This window comes from Buttiauxella gaviniae, from assembly GCF_040786275.1.
Lineage (GTDB): Bacteria > Pseudomonadota > Gammaproteobacteria > Enterobacterales > Enterobacteriaceae > Buttiauxella > Buttiauxella gaviniae_A.
The window spans coordinates 2,858,827-2,878,211 of the sequence record NZ_JBFMVT010000002.1 but is presented as its reverse complement, the minus strand read 5'-3'; the positions used below and the strand labels follow the sequence as shown (position 1 = coordinate 2,878,211).

Genomic DNA, 19,385 nt, shown 5'->3' with positions numbered 1-19,385 from the left:
CCATTATGCGTCAGATTTATGACAGATTTATGAAAAACATGACCGCTCAATGACTCATCACCTTGAATTATGACAACCATAAGTGCCCTTCGTGATGCCAGGCCTTATAATCCCCGCAGGTTTTTTCTGGCATGGGATAGATATGCGCATCATTCACACATCGGACTGGCATCTTGGTCAAAATTTTTATACCAAAAGCCGCGGGCCGGAGCACCAGGCTTTTCTTGAATGGCTACTGAACGCGGCCGTCGAACATCATGTGGATGCCATAATTGTTGCTGGCGATATCTTTGATACCGGATCGCCGCCAAGCTATGCCCGTGAACTGTACAACCGCTTTGTGGTGCTGCTTCAGGCGACCGGCTGCTCTCTGGTGGTTCTGGCAGGGAACCATGATTCCGTTGCCACGCTGAATGAATCCCGCGAACTGATGGCGTGCCTGAATACCTACGTTATCGCCAGCGCGCGCCATGATGCCAGCCAGCAGGCGATCATCCTTAATACGAAAGCCGGCCAGCCTGGCGCGATACTCTGCCCCATCCCTTTTTTGCGACCACGCGATATTCAGAGCAGCCAGGCGGGTTTGTCCGGCCATGAAAAACAGCGTTCATTAATGGAAGCCATTAGCGAACATTATCAGCAGTGTTACAGCGCAGCCTGCGAATTACGCGCTGATACGAAGCTGCCGATTATCGCCACCGGGCATTTAACCACCGTCGGCGTGACCAAAAGTGATGCGGTTCGCGACATTTATATCGGCACGCTTGATGCTTTCCCGGCGCAGCATTTCCCGCAGGCGGATTACATCGCGTTGGGCCATATTCATCGGGCGCAACTCATTGGCGGTACCGAACATATCCGTTACAGCGGCTCGCCGATTCCTTTAAGTTTTGATGAAACCGGCAAGGCCAAAAGCGTATATCTGGTTGAGTTTGCCGAAGGTAAACTTCATGACGTTATGCCGCTCACGGTTCCTGTCAGCCAGCCTTTAGCGGTTATCAAAGGTTCGCTCAGTGAAATAGAACAGCAGCTTGCACAGTGGTGCGATGCTCCCGCAGAACCCAAAGTATGGCTGGATATTGAAATCGCCACCGATGAATATCTGCATGATATGCAACGCCATATTCAGCAACTCACCGAAACACTGCCCGTCGAAGTCGTTTTGCTGCGCCGAAGCCGTGAACAGCGCGAGCGCGTTATTGCTCAGCAGCATAAAGAAACATTGAGTGAACTGACGGTTGAAGAGGTTTTTGAACGCCGCCTGAGTCAGGAAGAAACTACCGAAGAACGCGCCCACCGTTTGCGCACCCTGTTTGCTCAAACGGTGGCGAGCCTGCATGACGCGGAGGAACAGGCATGAAAATCCTTAGCCTGCGCTTAAAAAACCTGAACTCCCTGAAAGGGGAATGGAAAATAGATTTCACCAGCGAACCTTTCGCCAGCAACGGTTTGTTTGCCATTACCGGCCCCACCGGTGCGGGGAAAACCACACTGCTGGATGCGATTTGCCTCGCGCTTTATCACAAAACCCCACGGCTCAATACCGTCTCTCAGTCGCAAAATGACCTGATGACGCGTGACACCGCCGAATGCCTGGCGGAAGTCGAGTTTGAAGTCAAAGGCGTGGCATACCGTGCTTTCTGGAGCCAGAACCGCGCGCGCAACGCGGTAAATGGCAATCTGCAGGCCCCGCGCGTAGAGCTGGCAGAAGTGGCGAACGGAAAAATCATTGCCGATAAAGTTAAAGACAAACTGGATGTCACCGCCAAACTGACCGGCCTGGATTACGATCGTTTTACCCGCTCAATGATGCTATCCCAGGGGCAATTCGCCGCGTTCTTAAACGCCGATGCCAATGACCGGGCGTCACTGCTTGAGGAGCTTACCGGAACTGAAATTTACGGCACGGTCTCTGCGGCAGTATTCGAAAATCATAAAAATATGCGTTGCCAGCTTGAGAACCTTCAGGCGCAGGCCGCAGGGGTCGTGCTGTTAAGCGAAGAGCAGCGCCAGCAACTCTCAGAGAGTTTGCAAGCACTGACTACAGCAGAAAAAGCCGTGCTTGCAGAACAGGTTACGCTCCAGCAACAGCAGCAGTGGCTAACCCAACTTAACCAACTCACCCAAAGCCACATGCAGGCTGAGCTCGCGCTGAAAACTGCCGCCCAGGCGATTGAAGAAGCAGCGCCGCAGTTGGCTAAACTCCAGCGTGCACAACCGGCAGAAAAATTGCGCCCTGACTGGCAGCGGCTGCAGGAACTTCAAACTACGCTGCAAAAAACGCATGCTCAAACCGAAGAAGTGAATACTCGCTTACATCAGGCAACGGTGCGCCGCCAGCAGACGCGCATTGCAGCAGTAAATCAGACGGCAAAACTGGCACAAGAAAACACGCAGTTGCAAGAATGGCTAAAAACACATGACCGTTATCGCCAGTGGGGTGCAGAACTCGCAGGCTGGCGCATGGCGTTCAACCAGCAACAGCGCGATGCCGCTCAGCTACAAACCTTGCAGCGCGATATTGAATCCAGCCAGAAAAAGTTGGAACGACTGCCCGCGCCCGCTTTGTCACTTAACGCTGAAGAAGTGAGTGCTCATTTACAGGCGATGGTGACCGCACGTCCTCATCGGCAGCAGCTTGCGACGTTACAGCCGCAGCTCTCTTCGCTTCTCAAGCGAAAAAATCAGCAACAACAAGAAATTGCAACGCTTGATAAGCTGATTACCGAAGGCGATGCGGAGCTGGCGCTAAAACGGCAGCAATATAAAGAACGCCGACAGCATGAAAGCGACCTGGAAAAAGTGTGTGAGCTGGAATTGCGGATTGTCAGCCTTGAAGCAGAACGCGCCCATTTGCAGCTCGATCAACCCTGTCCGCTGTGCGGCTCCACGCAGCATCCGGCGGTGGCGGATTATCAGGCCATTGTGCCGGGAGAGAACCAGCAGCGGCATGCAGCATTAAAACGTGAAGTGGCGAGCCTTGCGGAGACGGGCTTTGCGATGAAAGGTCAGCTTGATACCCAGCGTAAGCAGCGCGAAAACCTGATTTCCGCAATCACTGCCCTGGACGAAGAAGAAACCGCGCTGCGTTTACGCTGGCAACAACTGTGTGCCCACCTGCAACTGGCGCTGGCACCAGAGGATGATCTCCAGCAGTGGCTGGAAAACGAAGAGCAGCGCGAACAGGCGTTGCATCAACTCAGCCAGCGCATCGTGCTGGAAGAGCAGCTTTCTCAGACGCGGCTGCAGTATGAAAAACTTGCTGCCGAGGTCACCGGGCAACGCGATACGCTGAACGCATCGCTGACAAATATGGGTTTGCAACACCCCGCTTCCGGCGAGGAAACGAGCTGGATCGCAGAACGTCAGCAGGAATCTCAGAGCTGGCAGCAACGCAGTGAGCAGCTTCCGCGTTTGCAGCAGCAGTTAGCTACGCTGGAAAATGTGCTCAACGCCCTGGTCGACGATGGCACCACCCCTGCAGCATTATCGGAAAGCGAGCAGGTTTCTGCGCTACAAACCTGGCACCAGCTTCACAGCGATTGTATTGCTCTGGAAAGCCAGTGGCAGACGCTGCAACAGCAGAGCCAGCAGGAAGAGGCACGTGCAACCCAGGCGCATGAACATTTCCTCAGAGCGCTGGCCGAAAGCCCGTTTGAAAACATAGAAACTTTCCAGGCAGCTTTGCTGGATGAGGGCGAACGCCAACAGCTTGAGCAGAAAAAACAAAAACTTGAGCAACAGCATCAGCAACAAACGGTTCTCTGCCAGCAGGCGGAAAAAGCGCTGATCGAGCATCACGTGGCTCGTCCAGAATCGCTGGCGAGTGATGCTGAATTAGATGCTCTGCAGCAGCAGCTCGCACGCTGCAATCAGCAACTGCGCGAGAACACGACTCAGCAAGGGCAAATCCAACAGCAGCTTCAACATGATGCGGAAAACCGCCAGCGCCAACAAGGACTCATGCTGGCAATCGTTGAGTGCCAGCAACAGGTGGAAGACTGGGGCTATCTCAACGCCCTAATTGGCTCGAAAGAAGGCGATAAATTCCGGAAATTTGCCCAGGGGCTGACGCTCGATAATCTGGTGTGGCTGGCGAACAACCAGCTTAATCGCTTACACGGGCGCTATTTATTGCAACGCAAAGATAGCGAGGCTTTAGAGCTGCAAGTGGTGGATACGTGGCAGGCCGACGCGGTCCGTGACACGCGCACACTTTCCGGCGGCGAAAGTTTCCTGGTGAGCCTGGCGCTGGCGCTGGCGCTGTCCGACCTGGTGAGCCATAAAACGCGTATTGATTCGCTATTCCTGGATGAGGGCTTTGGCACGCTGGATGCCGAAACGCTGGATACGGCGCTGGATGCGCTCGACACGCTTAATGCCAGCGGCAAAACCATCGGCGTGATAAGCCACGTTGAGGCGATGAAAGAGCGTATTCCGGTTCAGATTAAGGTGAAGAAGATCAATGGATTGGGCGTAAGCCGATTAGAGAAGGAGTTTGCGGTCGAGTAGTACGACCCGCGCCCCAAAGGGGCGAGGGTTTTGGTGACAGGAAAATTATTTCTCCAGCGGCCACAGCCATGCAGCCCCGCGTACGCCGCTGGAATCACCGTGCACCGCTTTACGGATAGGCGTTTCGCATTCTCCGCCAAACACCCACGGTTTCACCAGTTGCGGCACCGTTTTGTACAAACGCTCGTTGTTGCTCATACCGCCACCCAGCACGATCACATCGGGATCAAGAATATTGACGATATGGGCCAACGATTTTGCCAGACGCATTTCATAGCGATTGATAGCCAGTTCCGCTACAGCATCACCCTGCTCAACCAAATTCATGATTTCATTGCCTTTAAGCGGGTTACCACTTAGACGATGGTAATCCGTGGCAAAGCCAGTGCCGGAAATAAAGGTTTCGATACAGCCTTGCTTGCCGCAGTAGCACGGCACTTCTTCACGAAATTGCAGCTCTGAGTCATCCATCCAGGGTAATGGGTTATGCCCCCACTCGCCCGCCGTGCCATTACCGCCAATCAGGCTGCGCCCGTTAATGGCAATACCCGATCCACACCCCGTGCCGATAATCACCGCAAAGACTATTCCCGCGCCTGCCGCTGCGCCATCAATGGCTTCTGAAACGGCCAGGCAATTGGCATCGTTTGCCAGCCGGACTTCACGCTGTAACGCGTCGCACAGATCTTTATCGAAAGGTTGCCCATTAAGCCAGGTCGAGTTGGCATTTTTTACCACGCGGGTATAAGGCGAAATCGAACCAGGAATACCAATGCCGACCGTGCCTTTTTCACCCGTGGCTTCTTCTGCCAGACGCACCAGCTCCACAATCGTGCCGATAGTTTGCTGATAATCATTTTTTGGTGTCGGCAGACGGTGGCGGAAAAGTTGTTTGCCATCGTTCGCCAGAGCGATCACTTCTGTTTTTGTTCCACCTAAGTCGATACCAATGCGCACAGCGATGCCCTCATTTAATTAACATTATCAATAGAATAGAAGTGAAGCCCCGTAAAGGCAATGAAACCCAGCGGCTGATTCGCTATCATGCCCGCTGCGTTTAACTGACAGTCCGGGAAATAATCATGCTGTGGTTCAAAAATTTAATGGTTTACCGTTTAAGCCGTGACATCACGCTTTCAGCGGATGACATGGAAAAACAGTTGGCCGCGTTCACGTTCACCCCATGCGGCAGCCAGGATATGGCCAAGACCGGCTGGGTGTCGCCAATGGGCTCGCACAGCGATGCATTAACCCATGTTGCCAACGGGCAGATTGTGATTTGCGCCCGTAAAGAAGAAAAAATTCTCCCGGCTCCGGTGATTAAACAAGAACTCGAAGCGAAGATCAGCCGCCTCGAAGCCGAACAGGCTCGTAAGCTGAAAAAGACTGAGAAAGATTCTCTGAAAGATGAAGTGCTGCACTCTTTGTTGCCGCGTGCATTCAGCCGTTTCAATCAAACAATGATGTGGATCGACACCGTAAATGGTTTGATCATGGTGGACTGCGCGAGCGCTAAAAAAGCGGAAGATACCCTGGCATTGCTGCGTAAAAGCCTCGGTTCATTGCCGGTTGTCCCGTTAGCGCTGGAAAATCCGATTGAGCTGACGCTGACCGAATGGGTTCGCTCCGGCGATGTGCCTGCGGGCTTTGCCTTGATGGATGAAGCTGAACTGAAAGCCATTCTTGAAGGCGGCGGCGTGATTCGCTGTAAGCAACAGGATCTGGTGTGTGACGAAATCGCAGCCCATATCGAAGCCGATAAAGTGGTGACGAAACTGGCTCTCGATTGGCAAGAACGCATTCAGTTTTTGGTTGCCGATGATGGCTCGATTAAGCGCCTGAAGTTTGCCGACACGCTGCGTGAGCAGAATGATGATATTGACCGCGAAGATTTCGGTGGGCGTTTTGATGCCGATTTTATTCTGATGACCGGCGAGTTAGCGGCGTTGATTAAGAATCTGGTTGAAGCGTTAGGCGGCGAAGCACAGCGCTAAGTTTTATGTCGGGTGGCGCATTCGCTTACCCGACCTACAAATTCGGTATTGTAGGGTGGATAAGCGAATGCGCCACCCGACCTACAAATTCGGTATTGTAGGGTGGATAAGCGAACGCGCCATCCACCATAATCATTTATTTATCAGCTAAATAACGACAGAGATATGATGTCGGCTCGGCTACCTGTAAATGGAACTCACTGTGCCCTGGAACATGGAACACGGTGCCCGCTGCATAAGTTTTCCACTCAGTTTCACCCGGCAGCAGAACGTGCAATGCCCCGCTAATCACGGTCATTTCTTCTGGCTGGGCTGTGCCAAACGTGTATTCACCTTCGACCATTACCCCAACACTTGCGCGGCCAGTGCTGCTGCTCGTAAACCCAATAGATTTCACTTTACCGGAAAAGTACTCATTACTTTGAAGCATGACCAGGCCCTTTTAAAATAGTTGAAAAAACAATATAGAGGGGAACTCGAGAGCCTGTCACGCAAATTATTGCCCGGTGTTAAGTGAGCAATTCTGACGCCAGGCGCGCAATCAGAACGTTCGATAACAATACCGGGATATCTAATGTTTTTTGCAATAAATCGCGGTGTTTTTGGTGGAACCCCAGGCAGTCGAGAACTAACACATCTGCGCCGTCAGCAACCAGTTTTTTCCCTGCATCGATTAAATCCTGCTCGGTTCCATGAACCGGATTCGCCAGTTCATACAACGGTTCGCTTTGTAGCATCTGCCATTTTTTATGTTGGAATTTCATCATTTCAGGAACGGGAAGAATGATGCCGACCTGATGCCCATCCACAATCGAGGCCACCAGCGGCGGAATAATACGTTCGGGTTCCAGCAAAATGCCTTTTCGCGCCGTCAGCGTGGAGAAGCTGTGGGTGCTCATCAGCAAAATGACATCAAACCCCTGGTTATCGAGAAGCTCAATCGTCGCCTGCAACGCACGCTCGACTTTCTCTTTGCCCACGTAAGCCAAAGCATCGCCAGATAAAAGTGTCAGAAGCGGCTCTTCGCCAGGTGATGGGGCATATTCCGCCATCACTTCGTCATACGAAAGGTTACCCAATAAACTGAGTAGTTTGATTTGTTCTACAGAAATGTGGTCCGTGAGTAGCGGCAGTATTTCACTGACCGGAACGACGCCGATAGTAATTATTGCCAATGTTTGCTTCATGTTTCGTTCCGCCTTTGTCCCATATCAGCCCTTCATTGCTGCGCTGGTACCTTTCCTCTCGAAGGATACTCTGCTGAAGGTCGCTCAATAATTAACCACAAAGCGTAGCAGCATAATTGCAGAGTATCTGCCGGAATATTAAACGAAACGTCAATCACAACGATACAACATCATGATAATTAATATTTAACAAGCAAATGGCGTTAAAGATGTGATTTGTCGCCATGCCAGTGAATTAATTTGAAGGAGGAGTCGGAAATGATGGCGTCCTTGCCGGGATCTTACGTTTTTTGCGGGTCTTCATAACGCCGCTTCGCATCTAACGCTTCTTGTTCTGTTTCGTGCTCGCTGATCAGCGTATCAGGATGGGGATGGTCGGCACGAAGTTGATACCAGGTGACCGTTTTTTCTGTTGAACCCTTTTCAACGGTAACAATACGCGCTTCCCGGGGATATGGAGGATTGCTCGCCATCGCTCTTCCTTTGGTGATGAATGAGCGTTAAGTATAGCCAGGAATCAGCTGGCGCGAGCCGTACGCAGCGCCGCTAATACCGCTTCGACAATTTCTGCGGGAGGGCGCGTGGCATCAACGACATGATGTGCAGCCTGGTTGTAGAGGGCTTCACGCGCGGCGAGCACTTCAACAATTTCATCGGTAATCGGCCTGCCGGTAAGCGTTGGGCGCTGGCCCTCTTCCGGGAATGCTTCTAAGCGCGATGCCAGAATTTGTGCCGGAGCGCGCAGGTAGATAACCACGCCATGCTCGCGCATAAACTGGCGATTACTTTCAGCCAGAACCATGCCGCCACCCGTTGCGATAACCGTTCCAGGCGCGGTAACACTTTGCAGTGCGCCAGATTCGCGGCGACGAAAACCGTCCCAGCCTTCTTGCGCCACAATATCGGCAACGCTCATGTTCGTGCTGGTTAAAAGGTAGTGGTCGGTATCAACAAAGTTACAGCCCAATGCCTGCGCTAACGCAACACCTACGGTTGTTTTACCACAACCTCGAGCGCCGACTAAAAAAATGGGTTGAGTCATCAGTGGCTAATCCTTTGCTGTTCGCAAACATGGAAAGAAAATTTATAACGTTCATCGTTACACAACGAATAATACCAGCAAGCTAGTACGTGGAATAGAATTACATCGTTATTAAGCGCTTTTTGAGCGACTGGCGGCGAGCAGCCATTTTTCGAGTTCATTGGCAAAGAGCTGACGGTCGCGCTGGCTAAGGCTGTCAGGGCCGCCGGTCTGTACTCCGCTGGCTCTTAATGTATCCATAAAATCACGCATGGTCAGGCGTTCGCGAATCGTGGCTGGGGTGTAAAGTTCTCCGCGAGGATTCAAGGCGATAGCACCCTTTTCCAGCACATCGGCGGCCAAAGGAATATCGGCGGTCACAACTAAGTCCCCTTTTTCACAGCGGCGCACAATTTCGTTATCGGCCACATCAAATCCGCTAGCCACTTGCAGGCTACGAATAAAGCGTGAGGGCGGAGTTTTCATCCCCTGGTTGGCAACCAGCGTTACCATTATTTGCGCTCGTTCGGCGGCGCGAAACAGCACTTCTTTGATCACTTTCGGACACGCATCCGCATCCACCCAAATTTGCATGACGACTCCTGATTGTCGACGGGAATGGAGGCGATCTTGCCGTGCTTTTTGAGAATCGCAAACTTTATCTTTTAGATATAGAGCAACTGACTGTTTTGTTTAAGCGCGCCTGAAAGCGCGTTAAGCTATGCTCACCACACAACTCAGACGATGGAGTGAGACTTTGGATAAGAAGATTGGATTTATTGGTTGCGGCAACATGGGAAAAGCCATCCTTGGTGGTCTGATAGCCAGTGGACAAGTGCTTCCAGGTAATATCTGGGTCTATACGCCGTCCCCCGACAAAGTGGAAGCCTTACGCGCGCAATATGGTATCAACGCGGCACAAAGCGCGCAGGAAGTGGCTCAAATCGCCGATATTGTTTTCGGTGCGGTGAAACCAAATGTCATGCTAAAAGTGCTGAGTGAAGTTAATTCCAGCCTGAATAAAGATACCGTCGTTATTTCCATTGCAGCAGGCGTGACGCTGGATTCTCTGGCTAAAGCCCTGGGCCATGACCGCAAAATTATCCGCGCGATGCCTAACACACCGGCGCTGGTGAATGCCGGGATGACATCCATTACGCCAAACGCGCTGGTCAGTTCGGAAGATATTGCCGATGCGGTGAATATTTTCCGCAGCTTCGGGCTTGCCGAAGTGGTACCAGAAGCCTTGATCCACCCGGTTGTGGGCGTCAGCGGCTCGGCGCCAGCCTATGTGTTTATGTTTATTGAAGCGATGGCCGATGCCGCAGTATTAGGTGGAATGCCGCGCAAACAGGCGTACCAGTTTGCCGCACAAGCGGTAATGGGTTCCGCAAAAATGGTGCTGGAAACCGGTCAACATCCGGGCGAGCTGAAAGATATGGTGTGTTCACCAGGCGGTACCACCATTGAAGCGGTAAAAGTTCTGGAAGAAAAAGGCTTCAGAGCGGCCGTGATGGAAGCGATGGTGAAATGTATGGCGAAATCCGAATTGCTCGGGAAATCATAGTTTTCACACCCTCTCCTGCACGGGGAGGGTTTTACGCTGCAATATCATAAACTTCTGTGCGGCTGCGCCCGAGATTTTTTGCTTTATACAACGCGACATCAGCCGCTTTTAGCCATTCGCGATAATTCATCATACTCTGGTCAAATTCCGCCACGCCGACGCTGATATGCAGCGAAATGTGGGGTGCATGCGGCAAACGAAACTCTTCAAGATACTCCCGGACTCGCGCCATTGCCTGTATGGCACTCTCTTGCGAGGTGCCAGACATAATCACGCCAAATTCATCGCCTCCGAAACGCCCTATAACATCGGTTATCCGCAAGGTGAGCTGCAAATGTTCAGTGATGGCGAGAATAGCTTCGTCGCCAACATCATGGCCAAATGAATCGTTGATGGACTTGAAGTGGTCAATATCAATGAGTAACAGCGTGGCGCTTCGTTGGTAGCGTTGGCAGTTGTCATACTCGCCATGCAGCAAATGCTCCCAATGACGCCGGTTGTAGACGCCCGTCATACCGTCACGCGTGCTCATGAGCATCAACCGTCGCTTATGTTCAGAAAGTTTCAATGCGGTTCGGTAACTAACCAGACCAAAGTAGGCAGGATAAATCAGTAAAAAAGGCAGACAAATCCAAACTTGCGAGGGCATAGTTTGTAAGTTAAGGGGAATATGAAGCAGACCCAACGTAAGCACGCAGCTCAGGACAATAATACCCAGGCCGCCGAGGAACAATTTTAGCCCCCCACACCCGACGTTATTCATGCATAGCATTGCCAGGATAAGTGCCGAAGGCAGCGCATTTAACCCCATGACGGCAATCCATACTCCGCCCATGATGGAATCAGCCATCAAATTACGGATTTCCGCGCGCGCAGGGTCGGATGCACGATCGGCGGTTTGCCAGGCAAAGTGCGGCCAAATAAAACAGTACGCCACCAATAACAGCCACCACCATCCGCTTACGGGCTGCATCACCAATACTGAAGAAACACAAAAAAAGCCCGTCGCCAGGCCTATGATTCGCGGAATATAAAGACGTCGGGCAAATCTCCGCGCGGAGTGATGCCGGTCTTCATCAAGGTACGTTGAGCTATCCATCATTCCCCCAGGAAGCCATCTACCAGAACTGCGTTCATCAATCATGATAATTCGGAATATTCTGAAATATTTGCCGTAATTATAGAAAGTTTGCTTAGGGGGAAAGTATGATTTTTCGGGTGAGCCAGCGAACCGACTCACCCATTTAGGCTATCGGGCTTGTTTTTGCAGGCAATTACTCATGAAAGTTTTTCGTGCATCACCGGATAAGGTTTGTTTCCCGGCTTCGGCATTACACTCTTTCATTTTTTGCTGCTGCGGCGTCAGGCTTTTTTCCGCAGGCGTTGACTGACTATTTTTCAGACAATTGCTCATGTAAGTTTTACGGGCGTCCCCTTTCAGCGTTTGCGAGGTCGCTTGTTGGTTACACGTTGTCATTCGTTGCTGCTGCGGGGTCATTGCTTTATCTGCCGCCGCAGTCGCCCCTACAAACCCCGCCAGTAACGCCATCATTAATACTGTTTTCATAGCACCATCCTTTTTTATTGTGGTGCTTTAATTTTGGTCGCAGGTTGAAGAAAAGGCGAACCTCCGGAAAAGGATTTCAGATATAACGAAGGCGCTGCTGTTTTTTAATTTCGCCCGTTATTAAAAACGGGCATGGAAATAGTTTTAAGCTCGAGGATGAGTCAGCAATCTTTCTAAATGTTGCTCCAGCAGTTCGGTATCATGAGAAGTGACGCTTTCATCTGGTCGCACTTCATGTAACGCCCCTTGAATGTTGCTGATTATGGCTTCTCTGTCACTTTGTTCCATTTTACGAAGCATCGCCGTGACGACTATTTCCAGGGCTTCGATTTGTGCGACAAACTCTTTCGACTCTTCTTCTTTTTCAGCGAGTTTAATCAATAACTCAGCAATGAGATTTTTCATAACGTTTGCCATATAGGGATTTTAAACATGAAGTTAACATTCTGTTTTCATGTTGCCTAGAGGGCAAATAGACTATTTTTATCTGATGAGATCCTATGGTGCGATCTGTTTTCGCAGAGCATCCTGCTGCTTTTTACGCCGCAACATTACCGCCAATTGCCAGACGTTCAGTAATACGACGAAGGCGGTTGCAATAAATACCCAGCGATAGCCTGCCATTGCGGAAACACCGGCTCCGATTAAAGGCCCAACGACATTACCAAGGTACATAAACGATTGATTGTATCCAAAAATTCGCCCTGTGACCTGGTCACTTGAATATTTGACCAGTAGGGTTTGCACTGCCGGTAACATAGCCCCATCGGCAAAACCGAGTAAAAATCGTAATACCGCCAGTTGCATAGGCGATGTTACCCATGACATCGCAAAAAATAAACCCACGGCAAAGATGAGCGTTGCCATTAATACGCGGGCAGTACCAATTCTGTCCCCCAGCTTACCTAAACGTGGCGCGGAAATAAGCGCGGAAATACCGGGTACGGCGGCAATAAACCCGCTAATAAAGGCAATGTTGTTACTTTCAGGAGAAAGATGTTTGATAAATAACGCGAGAATGGGCCCGACGGAGCCATTACAAAGCTGAATGACCATGGTAGTGACAAACAGGCTAATCATTAGCTTAGGATAAGGCAGCGAGGCAAATACGGCTTTGCCTGATAAACGATCGGCTTTGCTCATTTTAGGGCGCGCGTTTTCTTTTATCAGAAATAAGGTCACTAAAAAGCTGACCATCAATAATACTGCTGTCACGTAAAACACCATACGTAACCCGAGAGTGTCCGCCATATATCCCCCCAACAGCGGGCCAACAATCACGCCACTAATTTGTGCGGTGGAGAGCGTACTTAATGCCCAACCGCTTCGTTCTCTCGGCACTTGTGATGCCACTAATGCCATTGCATTAGGAATATAACCGGAAGTCAGCCCCATCACGGCGCGTAAAATAAAGAGCTGCCAGACATTCGTGGCAAACGCCTGCAATAAAATAGCAACGGCCATACCGAGCGAAGCACGCAGCAGCATTAATTTTCTGCCTTTACGATCGGCCAGGCTTCCCCACATGGGCGAGACGATTGCGGAAACCAGAAACGTAACGCTGAAGGTTAGCCCGGACCACATGGATAGCGCTTCATGAGAAGTGACGCCAAGCTGTTCAACATAGAGCGGCAAAAACGGTAGAATTTGGCTGATGGCTAACCCGGTAAAAAAGCAACCGAACCACACCGAGATAATATTGACCTTCCAGGATTCCATACCAGGCACGCTTTATAAGTGGGATAAACAGGATGAGCGGAATTCTGTGAAGTTTATCATACAAATTAATTTTATCGACAAAGCCCGTAGCCGCGCATGCCGAGATGAAAGTGGTCTGCATGCGCCGCGTTATATTCCGGCCCCAGTGAGTTACCAAAAAATGGGCAGCCGTTTTCGAACACGGCATGGAGATATTCTCGCCCCTTCCCGTCGGCTTTCCAGCCTTTCAAAACACTGACTTGTTGCTTCCCCGTAAATCCAAATCCACTAATATCCAGCGCCTCTGCCGTAGCATGTTCGCTGCGTCGCGCCCCTTCGCGATTGTAGATATTACGGCAGGCGAAACTGCCTAGATGATTGATACGTTTAAGGTCGCTCCCGATTATGCTCTGCGCCAGAGGAACGGCTCGTTGATGGACAAACATTGTGCTACTTAGCGCCAGCGGGCAGCTTGCCAGAAAGCTGCTGCTTAACTCTACGTTACCGAAACTCTGCACGCGTACGACATTGTTCAGCGGGCAATTTCCGGTGCTGTCCGGCACGCGGCGAAAAGTTAATTGCCCTTGTGCCTTCGCCTGCTGTAACAGGGCAAGACAGGTCTGCGGATGGTTTCCCATCTGGCGTAATTTGTAGCGTGTAACGAGCGTCGGCGGATCATTAATAGAAAGTGGAGCGAACGGATTGTACTGCGCGGGCAGGCGCTCATAGAGCCAGAATGCAGCCGCAGCCATGAGGGTTATTCCAATCACTATCTTCACTCCTTTTGCCATCCCATTACCCGATTTTGTCTACGGAATAATCATTATAGAACTTGAGCTGTTTTAAGCCGCAGGAAGCACATGAATCCTCGCTTTGAGCGTGGTATGTTGTCCGCCTTTGTACTGTTTAAGGATGGGTTTGGGCATGGCAAAACTGCGGGTGGGTATCGTGTTTGGAGGCAAATCAGCCGAGCACGAAGTGTCGTTGCAGTCGGCGAAAAATATTGTCGACGCCATTGATAAATCAAAGTTTGAAGTGGTGTTACTGGGTATCGATAAACAAGGCCAGTGGCATATCAACGATGCGTCCAACTACCTGTTAAACGCAGAAAACCCGGCATTGATCGCCCTGAATCGTTCGGGAACTAATGTTGCCGTGGTTCCAGGTCAAACAGAAAACCAGCTGATTGAATCCTCTTCCGCGCAGTTTTTAGCGCCGGTAGATGTTATTTTCCCAATCGTTCACGGAACATTAGGCGAAGATGGCTCTCTGCAAGGCATGCTGCGTATGGCGAATTTGCCATTTGTCGGATCCGGCGTGTTAGGGTCTGCCGTAAGCATGGATAAAGACGTGACCAAGCGTCTGCTGCGCGATGCAGGCCTGAATATCGCGCCGTTTATTACGCTTACCCGCGCTAACCGTAACAAAATTAGCTTTGCCGACGTTGAAGCCAAACTCGGCCTGCCGCTGTTTGTTAAGCCTGCGAACCAGGGGTCGTCCGTTGGCGTCAGCAAAGTGAAAACCGCTGAGCAATACGAAACGGCTGTCGCTTTAGCTTTCGAGTTCGATAGCAAAGTTGTGGTGGAAACCGGAATTGTGGGCCGTGAAATCGAGTGCGCGGTGTTGGGCAACGATGAACCACAAGCCAGTACCTGCGGCGAAGTCGTGGTGAATAGCGATTTCTACTCTTACGACACCAAATACATTGATGATAAAGGCGCGCAGGTCGTGGTACCCGCAGCACTGTCTGCTGAGATCAACGATAAAATTCGTGAGATTGCCGTGCAGGCCTATCAGGCCCTGGGGTGCAGCGGAATGGCGCGAGTTGACGTATTCCTGACGGCCGAAAATGAAGTTATTATTAACGAAATCAACACACTGCCTGGTTTTACCAATATCAGTATGTATCCGAAACTCTGGCAGGCAAGCGGTCTGGATTACCAGACGCTGATTACACGTTTGATTGAACTGGCTCTTGAGCGCCACCAGCAAGATAGCGCCCTAAAAAGTTCGATTACGGCTTAAAAACCTACTCTTTCGCCGCCTCTGGGGCTTCAGGTTCCGGGCGGCGGCGAATGATAAAACCCGCCAGCCAGAAGCAAATCACCCACGTCACCAGGCCGACAGCATAATTCTGCCACCCTTCCGTTTTAAAACCCAACAAGCCAATCACACCATTCAAAATAAAGATCAAACCGATCGCTACGGCGTAATAGTGCCAGTCACGGCGCATTTTTGAAGACAATGTTTTCGCAGACATGGTGCAATCCGTCAGGACAAAAAAGAGGACTTATTGTGGCATAGCCCGCGACGAGAAACTGCACGTTTACGCGTTCGGAACAGAATATTGTTACGGAAATTTCACCTAAGTTACAAATATGTGATCGCAAACATATATTCGCAAACCAGGAGCATTCTGCACCCTAAATTACCAACAATCTGATATTGACAAACAATATGACCTGCCAGAATCAGCCTCATTGGAGTCTGTCAGTTCACCAGGCTGTGGCCTGAAATCGCTTTAAAGTTATCTGGGAGGTCGTGATGACTGATGTGAGTTTGTCGAAACAGGTTGTGCCTGTATACGCCGTTTCAACAACAAAAGCAGAGGGATCTACCCGAAGTAATCTGGCGTATGCTGCCTTCATTTTATTCTGCTTTTGGGCCGGTTCGCAGTTTCTGAGCCTGGTCGTTCACGCGCCAGGTGTGCTTGAACATCTCGCTCAAGGCAACGATGCCACGCGGCCGCATATTGAAATGGGTTTTGCCGTCAGCACCGTATTTGGCGTAGTGCCATTTCTGGCCGGTTGTGCGCTTTTAGGCGTAATTAGTCTGGCGATGAAGTTCCACCATCGCCACTATTTCTAACGCTTTCTAACGTTTCATACAGGCAGCACGTCGCTCATCCACCCGTTTTGCAAACCATGCGGTCGTCAGATTACGTGTAATTTTCGGGCTTTCTAACGTGATGCCTGGCAACATTTCTCGCGGCAACTTCTTACCCGATTTTTTCTCCGCTAGCGCATAAACTTGCTGATATAAATCGGTTTTCTCAAAATCAATGCTATCACCCTTTTGCAAAGCCCGATGAATTTGGCTGTCGCTCATATCGAGTTTATCGGCCAGTTTTCTGACCGCTAACTCAGTGCTGCCCGCTTTATCGGTATCATATAAAACCAGGTCGCCATCCAGCGCCAGTTTCACACCCGTTGCCTTGCTGACCGCATTCTGGAATGCGGCATTGCGGCTGGCATACCAACCGGCGTTGAAATCGGCAAAACGATACAAAGGCTGAGTATAATTTGCCGGGTAGTTCAGCAGATGGTACGTCCCAAACCACAATCCACCGCGGCGGGTGAAAACTTCCTGGCGTACGGTGCCTTCCATTTTCCACGGGTATCCATCGGTATGCTGTTCAGCAAACGCGATGCTCACCTGCATTGGCCCGCCGGTATGGACCGGGTTCAGATTGCCGAACAGTTTCTGCCCCATCGGCACCATATCAATAAAATCATCAAATATTGCACTCAGTTGCCCTTCGGTTTTGACGTTATTCAGGCGCTCGCTGTAGCTCTTGCCATTCGGCGATTTAATCAGTAGCGCGGTATGCACTAAAAATACCGGAATGTGCATTTTTTCAGCGCGTCGGTCGATCTCTTTCCAGGCAATTTTGTTCAGATTCGGCACTGCGGGATCGGCAACCAGGTTGGATTCTTGCTGAGCGACAGCCAGCACCGAGCAGATATTTTCCTCGCTCGGGGCAATATTCTGGCTCTTAAATGTGGTCGCTAAATCTTTGGCCCAGCTATTTCTGTCTTTCACGCTGGCTGGGATTTTCTGTTTTACAACCGTTTCGACATCCACCGCTTTTGCTTTTTCGGGGGCCGTAGTCGTCGTTTTAGTCGTACACCCGGCAAGCACAAAAACGGCAGCCAGGCTCAGTGCGAAGAATCCGTGCTGCCTGTTAAAAGTCACTGTAGTCATAACGTTCCGTTGTGATTGTTTTTATAAGATTTAGAGAACAATAACAGTTCCCTTGCCCCGCGTTTATCAGAGATTGACTTATAAATAGATGAACACCTCGCGGCTCGCTGACAAATAGTGCGCTTATCTTGACATAAACTTGACAATTCACTGCCTGGTCATTAATTTCAAATGTAATTACTGACCAGGCAAATATCATGAGCAACAACCCGGGTAATATCGACAACAAATTTCATCTCGGTTTGCTGATCCATCTCGCAAACCAGTTTAAAGATCAGCTTATCAGCCATTACTTTTCCGGCATGGACATTACCGCAGCACAATTTAAGGTGTTGATTAATATTTATAAAGGCACCACTAGCCCAGTTGTGATTAGCAAAAATCTGGCCATGGACGCAGGGGCCATGAGCCGTATGGTTGATCGTATGGTCAAGCGTGAGCTGATTCTTCGTAAGCCCAATCCACAAGATAAACGTCAGGTGATTCTGGCTCTGACCGAAAAGGGCCAGGTCATTTGTGACCATTTTCAGAATGAAGCGCTGGCCTCAATTATTAGCTCGCTCACCGAGCGACTGACGCAGGAAGAATCTCAGCAGTTGGTGGCTCTTATCACCAAAATGCTGCCTGATGAACTCACTGCGCCACATAAATAACACCGTATAAAGGTAAAAAGATGGAAACCACTCCAGAACAACACGTTCAGCGTTCCAGTAAGCGCAAACGTAATTTTATTATTTTTATACTGGTTCTTGTGCTGGCGGCCGCAGGCTGCCTCGCTTGGTACTTCCTGTATGCGCAATATTATGAATCAACAGATGACGCCTATGTAAACGGCAACCAGGTCGCGCTTACGCCGCAAATCAGCGGCACGGTGACTCAGGTAACGGCGGACGAAGGGGATTTCGTCGAGATAGGCCAGCCGCTGGTTCTGCTTGATGCTAGCGATACGCAAATTGCCCTTCAGCAAGCAGAAGCAAGCCTTGCGAATACCGTACGCCAGGTGCGCGGTTTATATAGCACGGCAGATAACTACCGCGCTCAGGTCGCCGCAAAACAGGTTGCCCTGCAAACCGCGCAAAATGACTATGCTCGCCGCCAGAAAATTTTCTCAACCGGTGCGATTGCCGCTGAAGATCTCTCCCATTACCGCGATGCGGTCACCAGTGCGCAAAGCGATTTGGCCGCAGCTCAACAAGCATTACGCACTAATCTTGCCATGGTGGATGACACGGTGATTGATAGCCACCCGGAGATCAAAACCGCCGTGGCGACGCTTCGCCAGCGTTATCTTGATAATTCTCGCACCACCATTGTTGCGCCAGTGAGTGGGTATGTGGCTAAACGCGCGGTTCAGTTGGGCATGCGCGTTACGTCCGGTACGACGCTGCTGGCGATCGTTCCGCTTAATGAAGTTTGGGTGGATGCAAACTTCAAAGAAAGTCAGTTGAAAGCGATGCGTCTTGGGCAGAAAGTGACGCTTAATGCCGATCTTTACGGGGATGATGTGGAGTATCACGGTACTATCGAGAGCCTGGGTATCGGCACCGGCAGCGCGTTTTCACTCTTGCCTGCGCAGAATGCCAGCGGTAACTGGATCAAAATTGTTCAGCGTTTACCGGTGCGCATTACTCTCGATCCACACGATATGCAAAAGCACCCGCTACGCATTGGCCTGTCTATGAATGCGCGTGTCGATATTCGTAATACCGATGGGCATTTGTTGCCGCAGCAGACCGTTAGCGCACCTCGCTTTAAGACCGATGTCTATCAGGATTCGCTTGAGGCCGCAGACAAACTGGTGGCACAAATTCTTCATGACAACAGCAATGCGGTAGCTTCCCGCGCCCATTAAGAG

Annotated in this window: 21 protein-coding genes; 8 read left to right on the top strand and 13 right to left on the bottom strand. The window is 50.7% G+C overall.

Annotation, left to right across the window (positions count from 1 at the left end; genetic code table 11):
* The first annotated feature begins 142 nt into the window (after nucleotides 1–142).
* Nucleotides 143–1,360, top strand: coding sequence for an exonuclease subunit SbcD (gene sbcD, locus AB1E22_RS13980; protein ID WP_367595850.1), 1,218 nt, complete (start codon nucleotides 143–145; stop codon nucleotides 1,358–1,360).
* The gene (sbcC, locus tag AB1E22_RS13975) at nucleotides 1,357–4,512 is read left to right on the top strand and encodes an exonuclease subunit SbcC (protein WP_367595849.1); all 3,156 of its coding nucleotides are present in this window, start codon (nucleotides 1,357–1,359) and stop codon (nucleotides 4,510–4,512) included. Before sbcD ends, sbcC begins: the two co-directional genes overlap by 4 nt.
* Before the next feature lie 45 nt (nucleotides 4,513–4,557).
* Here the strand turns inward: sbcC and mak are convergent, their stop codons facing one another.
* Nucleotides 4,558–5,469 (bottom strand): fructokinase, encoded by a 912-nt coding sequence (gene mak / locus AB1E22_RS13970; RefSeq protein WP_367595848.1) that lies wholly within the window; start codon nucleotides 5,467–5,469, stop codon nucleotides 4,558–4,560.
* Between the two features lie 125 nt (nucleotides 5,470–5,594).
* Here mak and rdgC point away from each other — a divergent pair, with 125 nt between their 5' ends.
* Nucleotides 5,595–6,506 (top strand): recombination-associated protein RdgC, encoded by a 912-nt coding sequence (gene rdgC, locus AB1E22_RS13965; RefSeq protein WP_367595847.1) that lies wholly within the window; start codon nucleotides 5,595–5,597, stop codon nucleotides 6,504–6,506.
* 136 nt (nucleotides 6,507–6,642) lie between these two features.
* Here the strand turns inward: rdgC and ppnP are convergent, their stop codons facing one another.
* The 5 genes from ppnP to AB1E22_RS13940 form a co-directional block, all read right to left on the bottom strand.
* Nucleotides 6,643–6,936 (bottom strand): pyrimidine/purine nucleoside phosphorylase, encoded by a 294-nt coding sequence (gene ppnP, locus AB1E22_RS13960; RefSeq protein ID WP_034457894.1) that lies wholly within the window; start codon nucleotides 6,934–6,936, stop codon nucleotides 6,643–6,645.
* 79 nt (nucleotides 6,937–7,015) lie between these two features.
* Entirely contained in the window at nucleotides 7,016–7,693 is a 678-nt protein-coding gene (locus AB1E22_RS13955; RefSeq protein ID WP_367595846.1) for an AroM family protein, read from the bottom strand.
* 281 nt (nucleotides 7,694–7,974) lie between these two features.
* Nucleotides 7,975–8,166, bottom strand: a complete 192-nt coding sequence (locus AB1E22_RS13950) for a YaiA family protein (RefSeq protein WP_367595845.1) — start codon at nucleotides 8,164–8,166, stop codon at nucleotides 7,975–7,977.
* A 44-nt stretch (nucleotides 8,167–8,210) separates the two neighbouring features.
* The gene (gene aroL / locus AB1E22_RS13945) at nucleotides 8,211–8,735 is read right to left on the bottom strand and encodes a shikimate kinase AroL (RefSeq protein WP_367595844.1); all 525 of its coding nucleotides are present in this window, start codon (nucleotides 8,733–8,735) and stop codon (nucleotides 8,211–8,213) included.
* A 111-nt stretch (nucleotides 8,736–8,846) separates the two neighbouring features.
* Nucleotides 8,847–9,308 (bottom strand): YaiI/YqxD family protein, encoded by a 462-nt coding sequence (locus AB1E22_RS13940; protein ID WP_367595843.1) that lies wholly within the window; start codon nucleotides 9,306–9,308, stop codon nucleotides 8,847–8,849.
* A gap of 163 nt (nucleotides 9,309–9,471) precedes the next feature.
* On the opposite strand from AB1E22_RS13940, the gene proC reads away from it, so the two are divergent.
* Nucleotides 9,472–10,281, top strand: coding sequence for a pyrroline-5-carboxylate reductase (proC, locus tag AB1E22_RS13935; protein WP_367595842.1), 810 nt, complete (start codon nucleotides 9,472–9,474; stop codon nucleotides 10,279–10,281).
* Nucleotides 10,282–10,312: 31 nt separating this feature from the next.
* Here proC and adrA read toward each other — a convergent pair whose 3' ends face one another.
* From adrA to AB1E22_RS13910, 5 genes are all read right to left on the bottom strand, one after another.
* Nucleotides 10,313–11,440 carry a diguanylate cyclase AdrA gene (gene adrA / locus AB1E22_RS13930; RefSeq protein WP_437178417.1) on the bottom strand — a complete coding sequence of 376 codons (1,128 nt, stop codon included), beginning with the start codon at nucleotides 11,438–11,440 and terminating at the stop codon, nucleotides 10,313–10,315.
* 90 nt (nucleotides 11,441–11,530) lie between these two features.
* A complete protein-coding gene (locus tag AB1E22_RS13925) occupies nucleotides 11,531–11,848 on the bottom strand; it encodes a PsiF family protein (protein WP_367595840.1) in 318 nt (105 codons plus the stop codon).
* Between the two features lie 144 nt (nucleotides 11,849–11,992).
* Nucleotides 11,993–12,253 carry an anti-adapter protein IraP gene (iraP, locus tag AB1E22_RS13920; RefSeq protein ID WP_367595839.1) on the bottom strand — a complete coding sequence of 87 codons (261 nt, stop codon included), beginning with the start codon at nucleotides 12,251–12,253 and terminating at the stop codon, nucleotides 11,993–11,995.
* Nucleotides 12,254–12,346: 93 nt separating this feature from the next.
* Nucleotides 12,347–13,567, bottom strand: coding sequence for a multidrug efflux MFS transporter (locus tag AB1E22_RS13915; protein ID WP_367595838.1), 1,221 nt, complete (start codon nucleotides 13,565–13,567; stop codon nucleotides 12,347–12,349).
* A gap of 71 nt (nucleotides 13,568–13,638) precedes the next feature.
* Nucleotides 13,639–14,337, bottom strand: a complete 699-nt coding sequence (locus AB1E22_RS13910) for an extensin-like domain-containing protein (RefSeq protein WP_367595837.1) — start codon at nucleotides 14,335–14,337, stop codon at nucleotides 13,639–13,641.
* Nucleotides 14,338–14,470: 133 nt separating this feature from the next.
* Here AB1E22_RS13910 and ddlA point away from each other — a divergent pair, with 133 nt between their 5' ends.
* Entirely contained in the window at nucleotides 14,471–15,571 is a 1,101-nt protein-coding gene (gene ddlA / locus AB1E22_RS13905) for a D-alanine--D-alanine ligase (protein WP_367595836.1), read from the top strand.
* Between the two features lie 4 nt (nucleotides 15,572–15,575).
* On the opposite strand, the gene AB1E22_RS13900 is transcribed toward ddlA, so the two are convergent.
* Nucleotides 15,576–15,806, bottom strand: coding sequence for a DUF2754 family protein (locus tag AB1E22_RS13900; protein ID WP_367595835.1), 231 nt, complete (start codon nucleotides 15,804–15,806; stop codon nucleotides 15,576–15,578).
* A gap of 284 nt (nucleotides 15,807–16,090) precedes the next feature.
* On the opposite strand from AB1E22_RS13900, the gene AB1E22_RS13895 reads away from it, so the two are divergent.
* Complete coding sequence (locus AB1E22_RS13895; protein WP_367595834.1) at nucleotides 16,091–16,414, top strand: DUF2755 family protein; 324 nt, start codon at nucleotides 16,091–16,093, stop codon at nucleotides 16,412–16,414.
* A 6-nt stretch (nucleotides 16,415–16,420) separates the two neighbouring features.
* Here the strand turns inward: AB1E22_RS13895 and AB1E22_RS13890 are convergent, their stop codons facing one another.
* Nucleotides 16,421–17,530, bottom strand: a complete 1,110-nt coding sequence (locus AB1E22_RS13890; protein WP_367595833.1) for a DUF1615 domain-containing protein — start codon at nucleotides 17,528–17,530, stop codon at nucleotides 16,421–16,423.
* 197 nt (nucleotides 17,531–17,727) lie between these two features.
* On the opposite strand from AB1E22_RS13890, the gene AB1E22_RS13885 reads away from it, so the two are divergent.
* Both AB1E22_RS13885 and AB1E22_RS13880 read left to right on the top strand, forming a co-directional pair.
* Complete coding sequence (locus AB1E22_RS13885; RefSeq protein ID WP_367595832.1) at nucleotides 17,728–18,183, top strand: MarR family transcriptional regulator; 456 nt, start codon at nucleotides 17,728–17,730, stop codon at nucleotides 18,181–18,183.
* Nucleotides 18,184–18,203: 20 nt separating this feature from the next.
* Nucleotides 18,204–19,382 (top strand): efflux RND transporter periplasmic adaptor subunit, encoded by a 1,179-nt coding sequence (locus AB1E22_RS13880; protein ID WP_367595831.1) that lies wholly within the window; start codon nucleotides 18,204–18,206, stop codon nucleotides 19,380–19,382.
* Nucleotides 19,383–19,385 lie beyond the last annotated feature (3 nt).

Bases quoted from the DNA above. Each gene is read 5' to 3' on its own strand.
- sbcD (WP_367595850.1), top strand. From the start codon at position 143: ATGCGCATCATTCACACATCGGACTGGCATCTTGGTCAAAATTTTTAT.
- sbcC (WP_367595849.1), top strand. From the start codon at position 1,357: ATGAAAATCCTTAGCCTGCGCTTAAAAAACCTGAACTCCCTGAAAGGG.
- rdgC (WP_367595847.1), top strand. From the start codon at position 5,595: ATGCTGTGGTTCAAAAATTTAATGGTTTACCGTTTAAGCCGTGACATC.
- ppnP (WP_034457894.1), bottom strand. From the start codon at position 6,936: ATGCTTCAAAGTAATGAGTACTTTTCCGGTAAAGTGAAATCTATTGGG.
- AB1E22_RS13955 (WP_367595846.1), bottom strand. From the start codon at position 7,693: ATGAAGCAAACATTGGCAATAATTACTATCGGCGTCGTTCCGGTCAGT.
- AB1E22_RS13950 (WP_367595845.1), bottom strand. From the start codon at position 8,166: ATGGCGAGCAATCCTCCATATCCCCGGGAAGCGCGTATTGTTACCGTT.
- aroL (WP_367595844.1), bottom strand. From the start codon at position 8,735: ATGACTCAACCCATTTTTTTAGTCGGCGCTCGAGGTTGTGGTAAAACA.
- AB1E22_RS13940 (WP_367595843.1), bottom strand. From the start codon at position 9,308: ATGCAAATTTGGGTGGATGCGGATGCGTGTCCGAAAGTGATCAAAGAA.
- AB1E22_RS13925 (WP_367595840.1), bottom strand. From the start codon at position 11,848: ATGAAAACAGTATTAATGATGGCGTTACTGGCGGGGTTTGTAGGGGCG.
- iraP (WP_367595839.1), bottom strand. From the start codon at position 12,253: ATGAAAAATCTCATTGCTGAGTTATTGATTAAACTCGCTGAAAAAGAA.
- AB1E22_RS13915 (WP_367595838.1), bottom strand. From the start codon at position 13,567: ATGGAATCCTGGAAGGTCAATATTATCTCGGTGTGGTTCGGTTGCTTT.
- AB1E22_RS13910 (WP_367595837.1), bottom strand. From the start codon at position 14,337: ATGGCAAAAGGAGTGAAGATAGTGATTGGAATAACCCTCATGGCTGCG.
- ddlA (WP_367595836.1), top strand. From the start codon at position 14,471: ATGGCAAAACTGCGGGTGGGTATCGTGTTTGGAGGCAAATCAGCCGAG.
- AB1E22_RS13900 (WP_367595835.1), bottom strand. From the start codon at position 15,806: ATGTCTGCGAAAACATTGTCTTCAAAAATGCGCCGTGACTGGCACTAT.
- AB1E22_RS13895 (WP_367595834.1), top strand. From the start codon at position 16,091: ATGACTGATGTGAGTTTGTCGAAACAGGTTGTGCCTGTATACGCCGTT.
- AB1E22_RS13890 (WP_367595833.1), bottom strand. From the start codon at position 17,530: ATGACTACAGTGACTTTTAACAGGCAGCACGGATTCTTCGCACTGAGC.
- AB1E22_RS13885 (WP_367595832.1), top strand. From the start codon at position 17,728: ATGAGCAACAACCCGGGTAATATCGACAACAAATTTCATCTCGGTTTG.
- AB1E22_RS13880 (WP_367595831.1), top strand. From the start codon at position 18,204: ATGGAAACCACTCCAGAACAACACGTTCAGCGTTCCAGTAAGCGCAAA.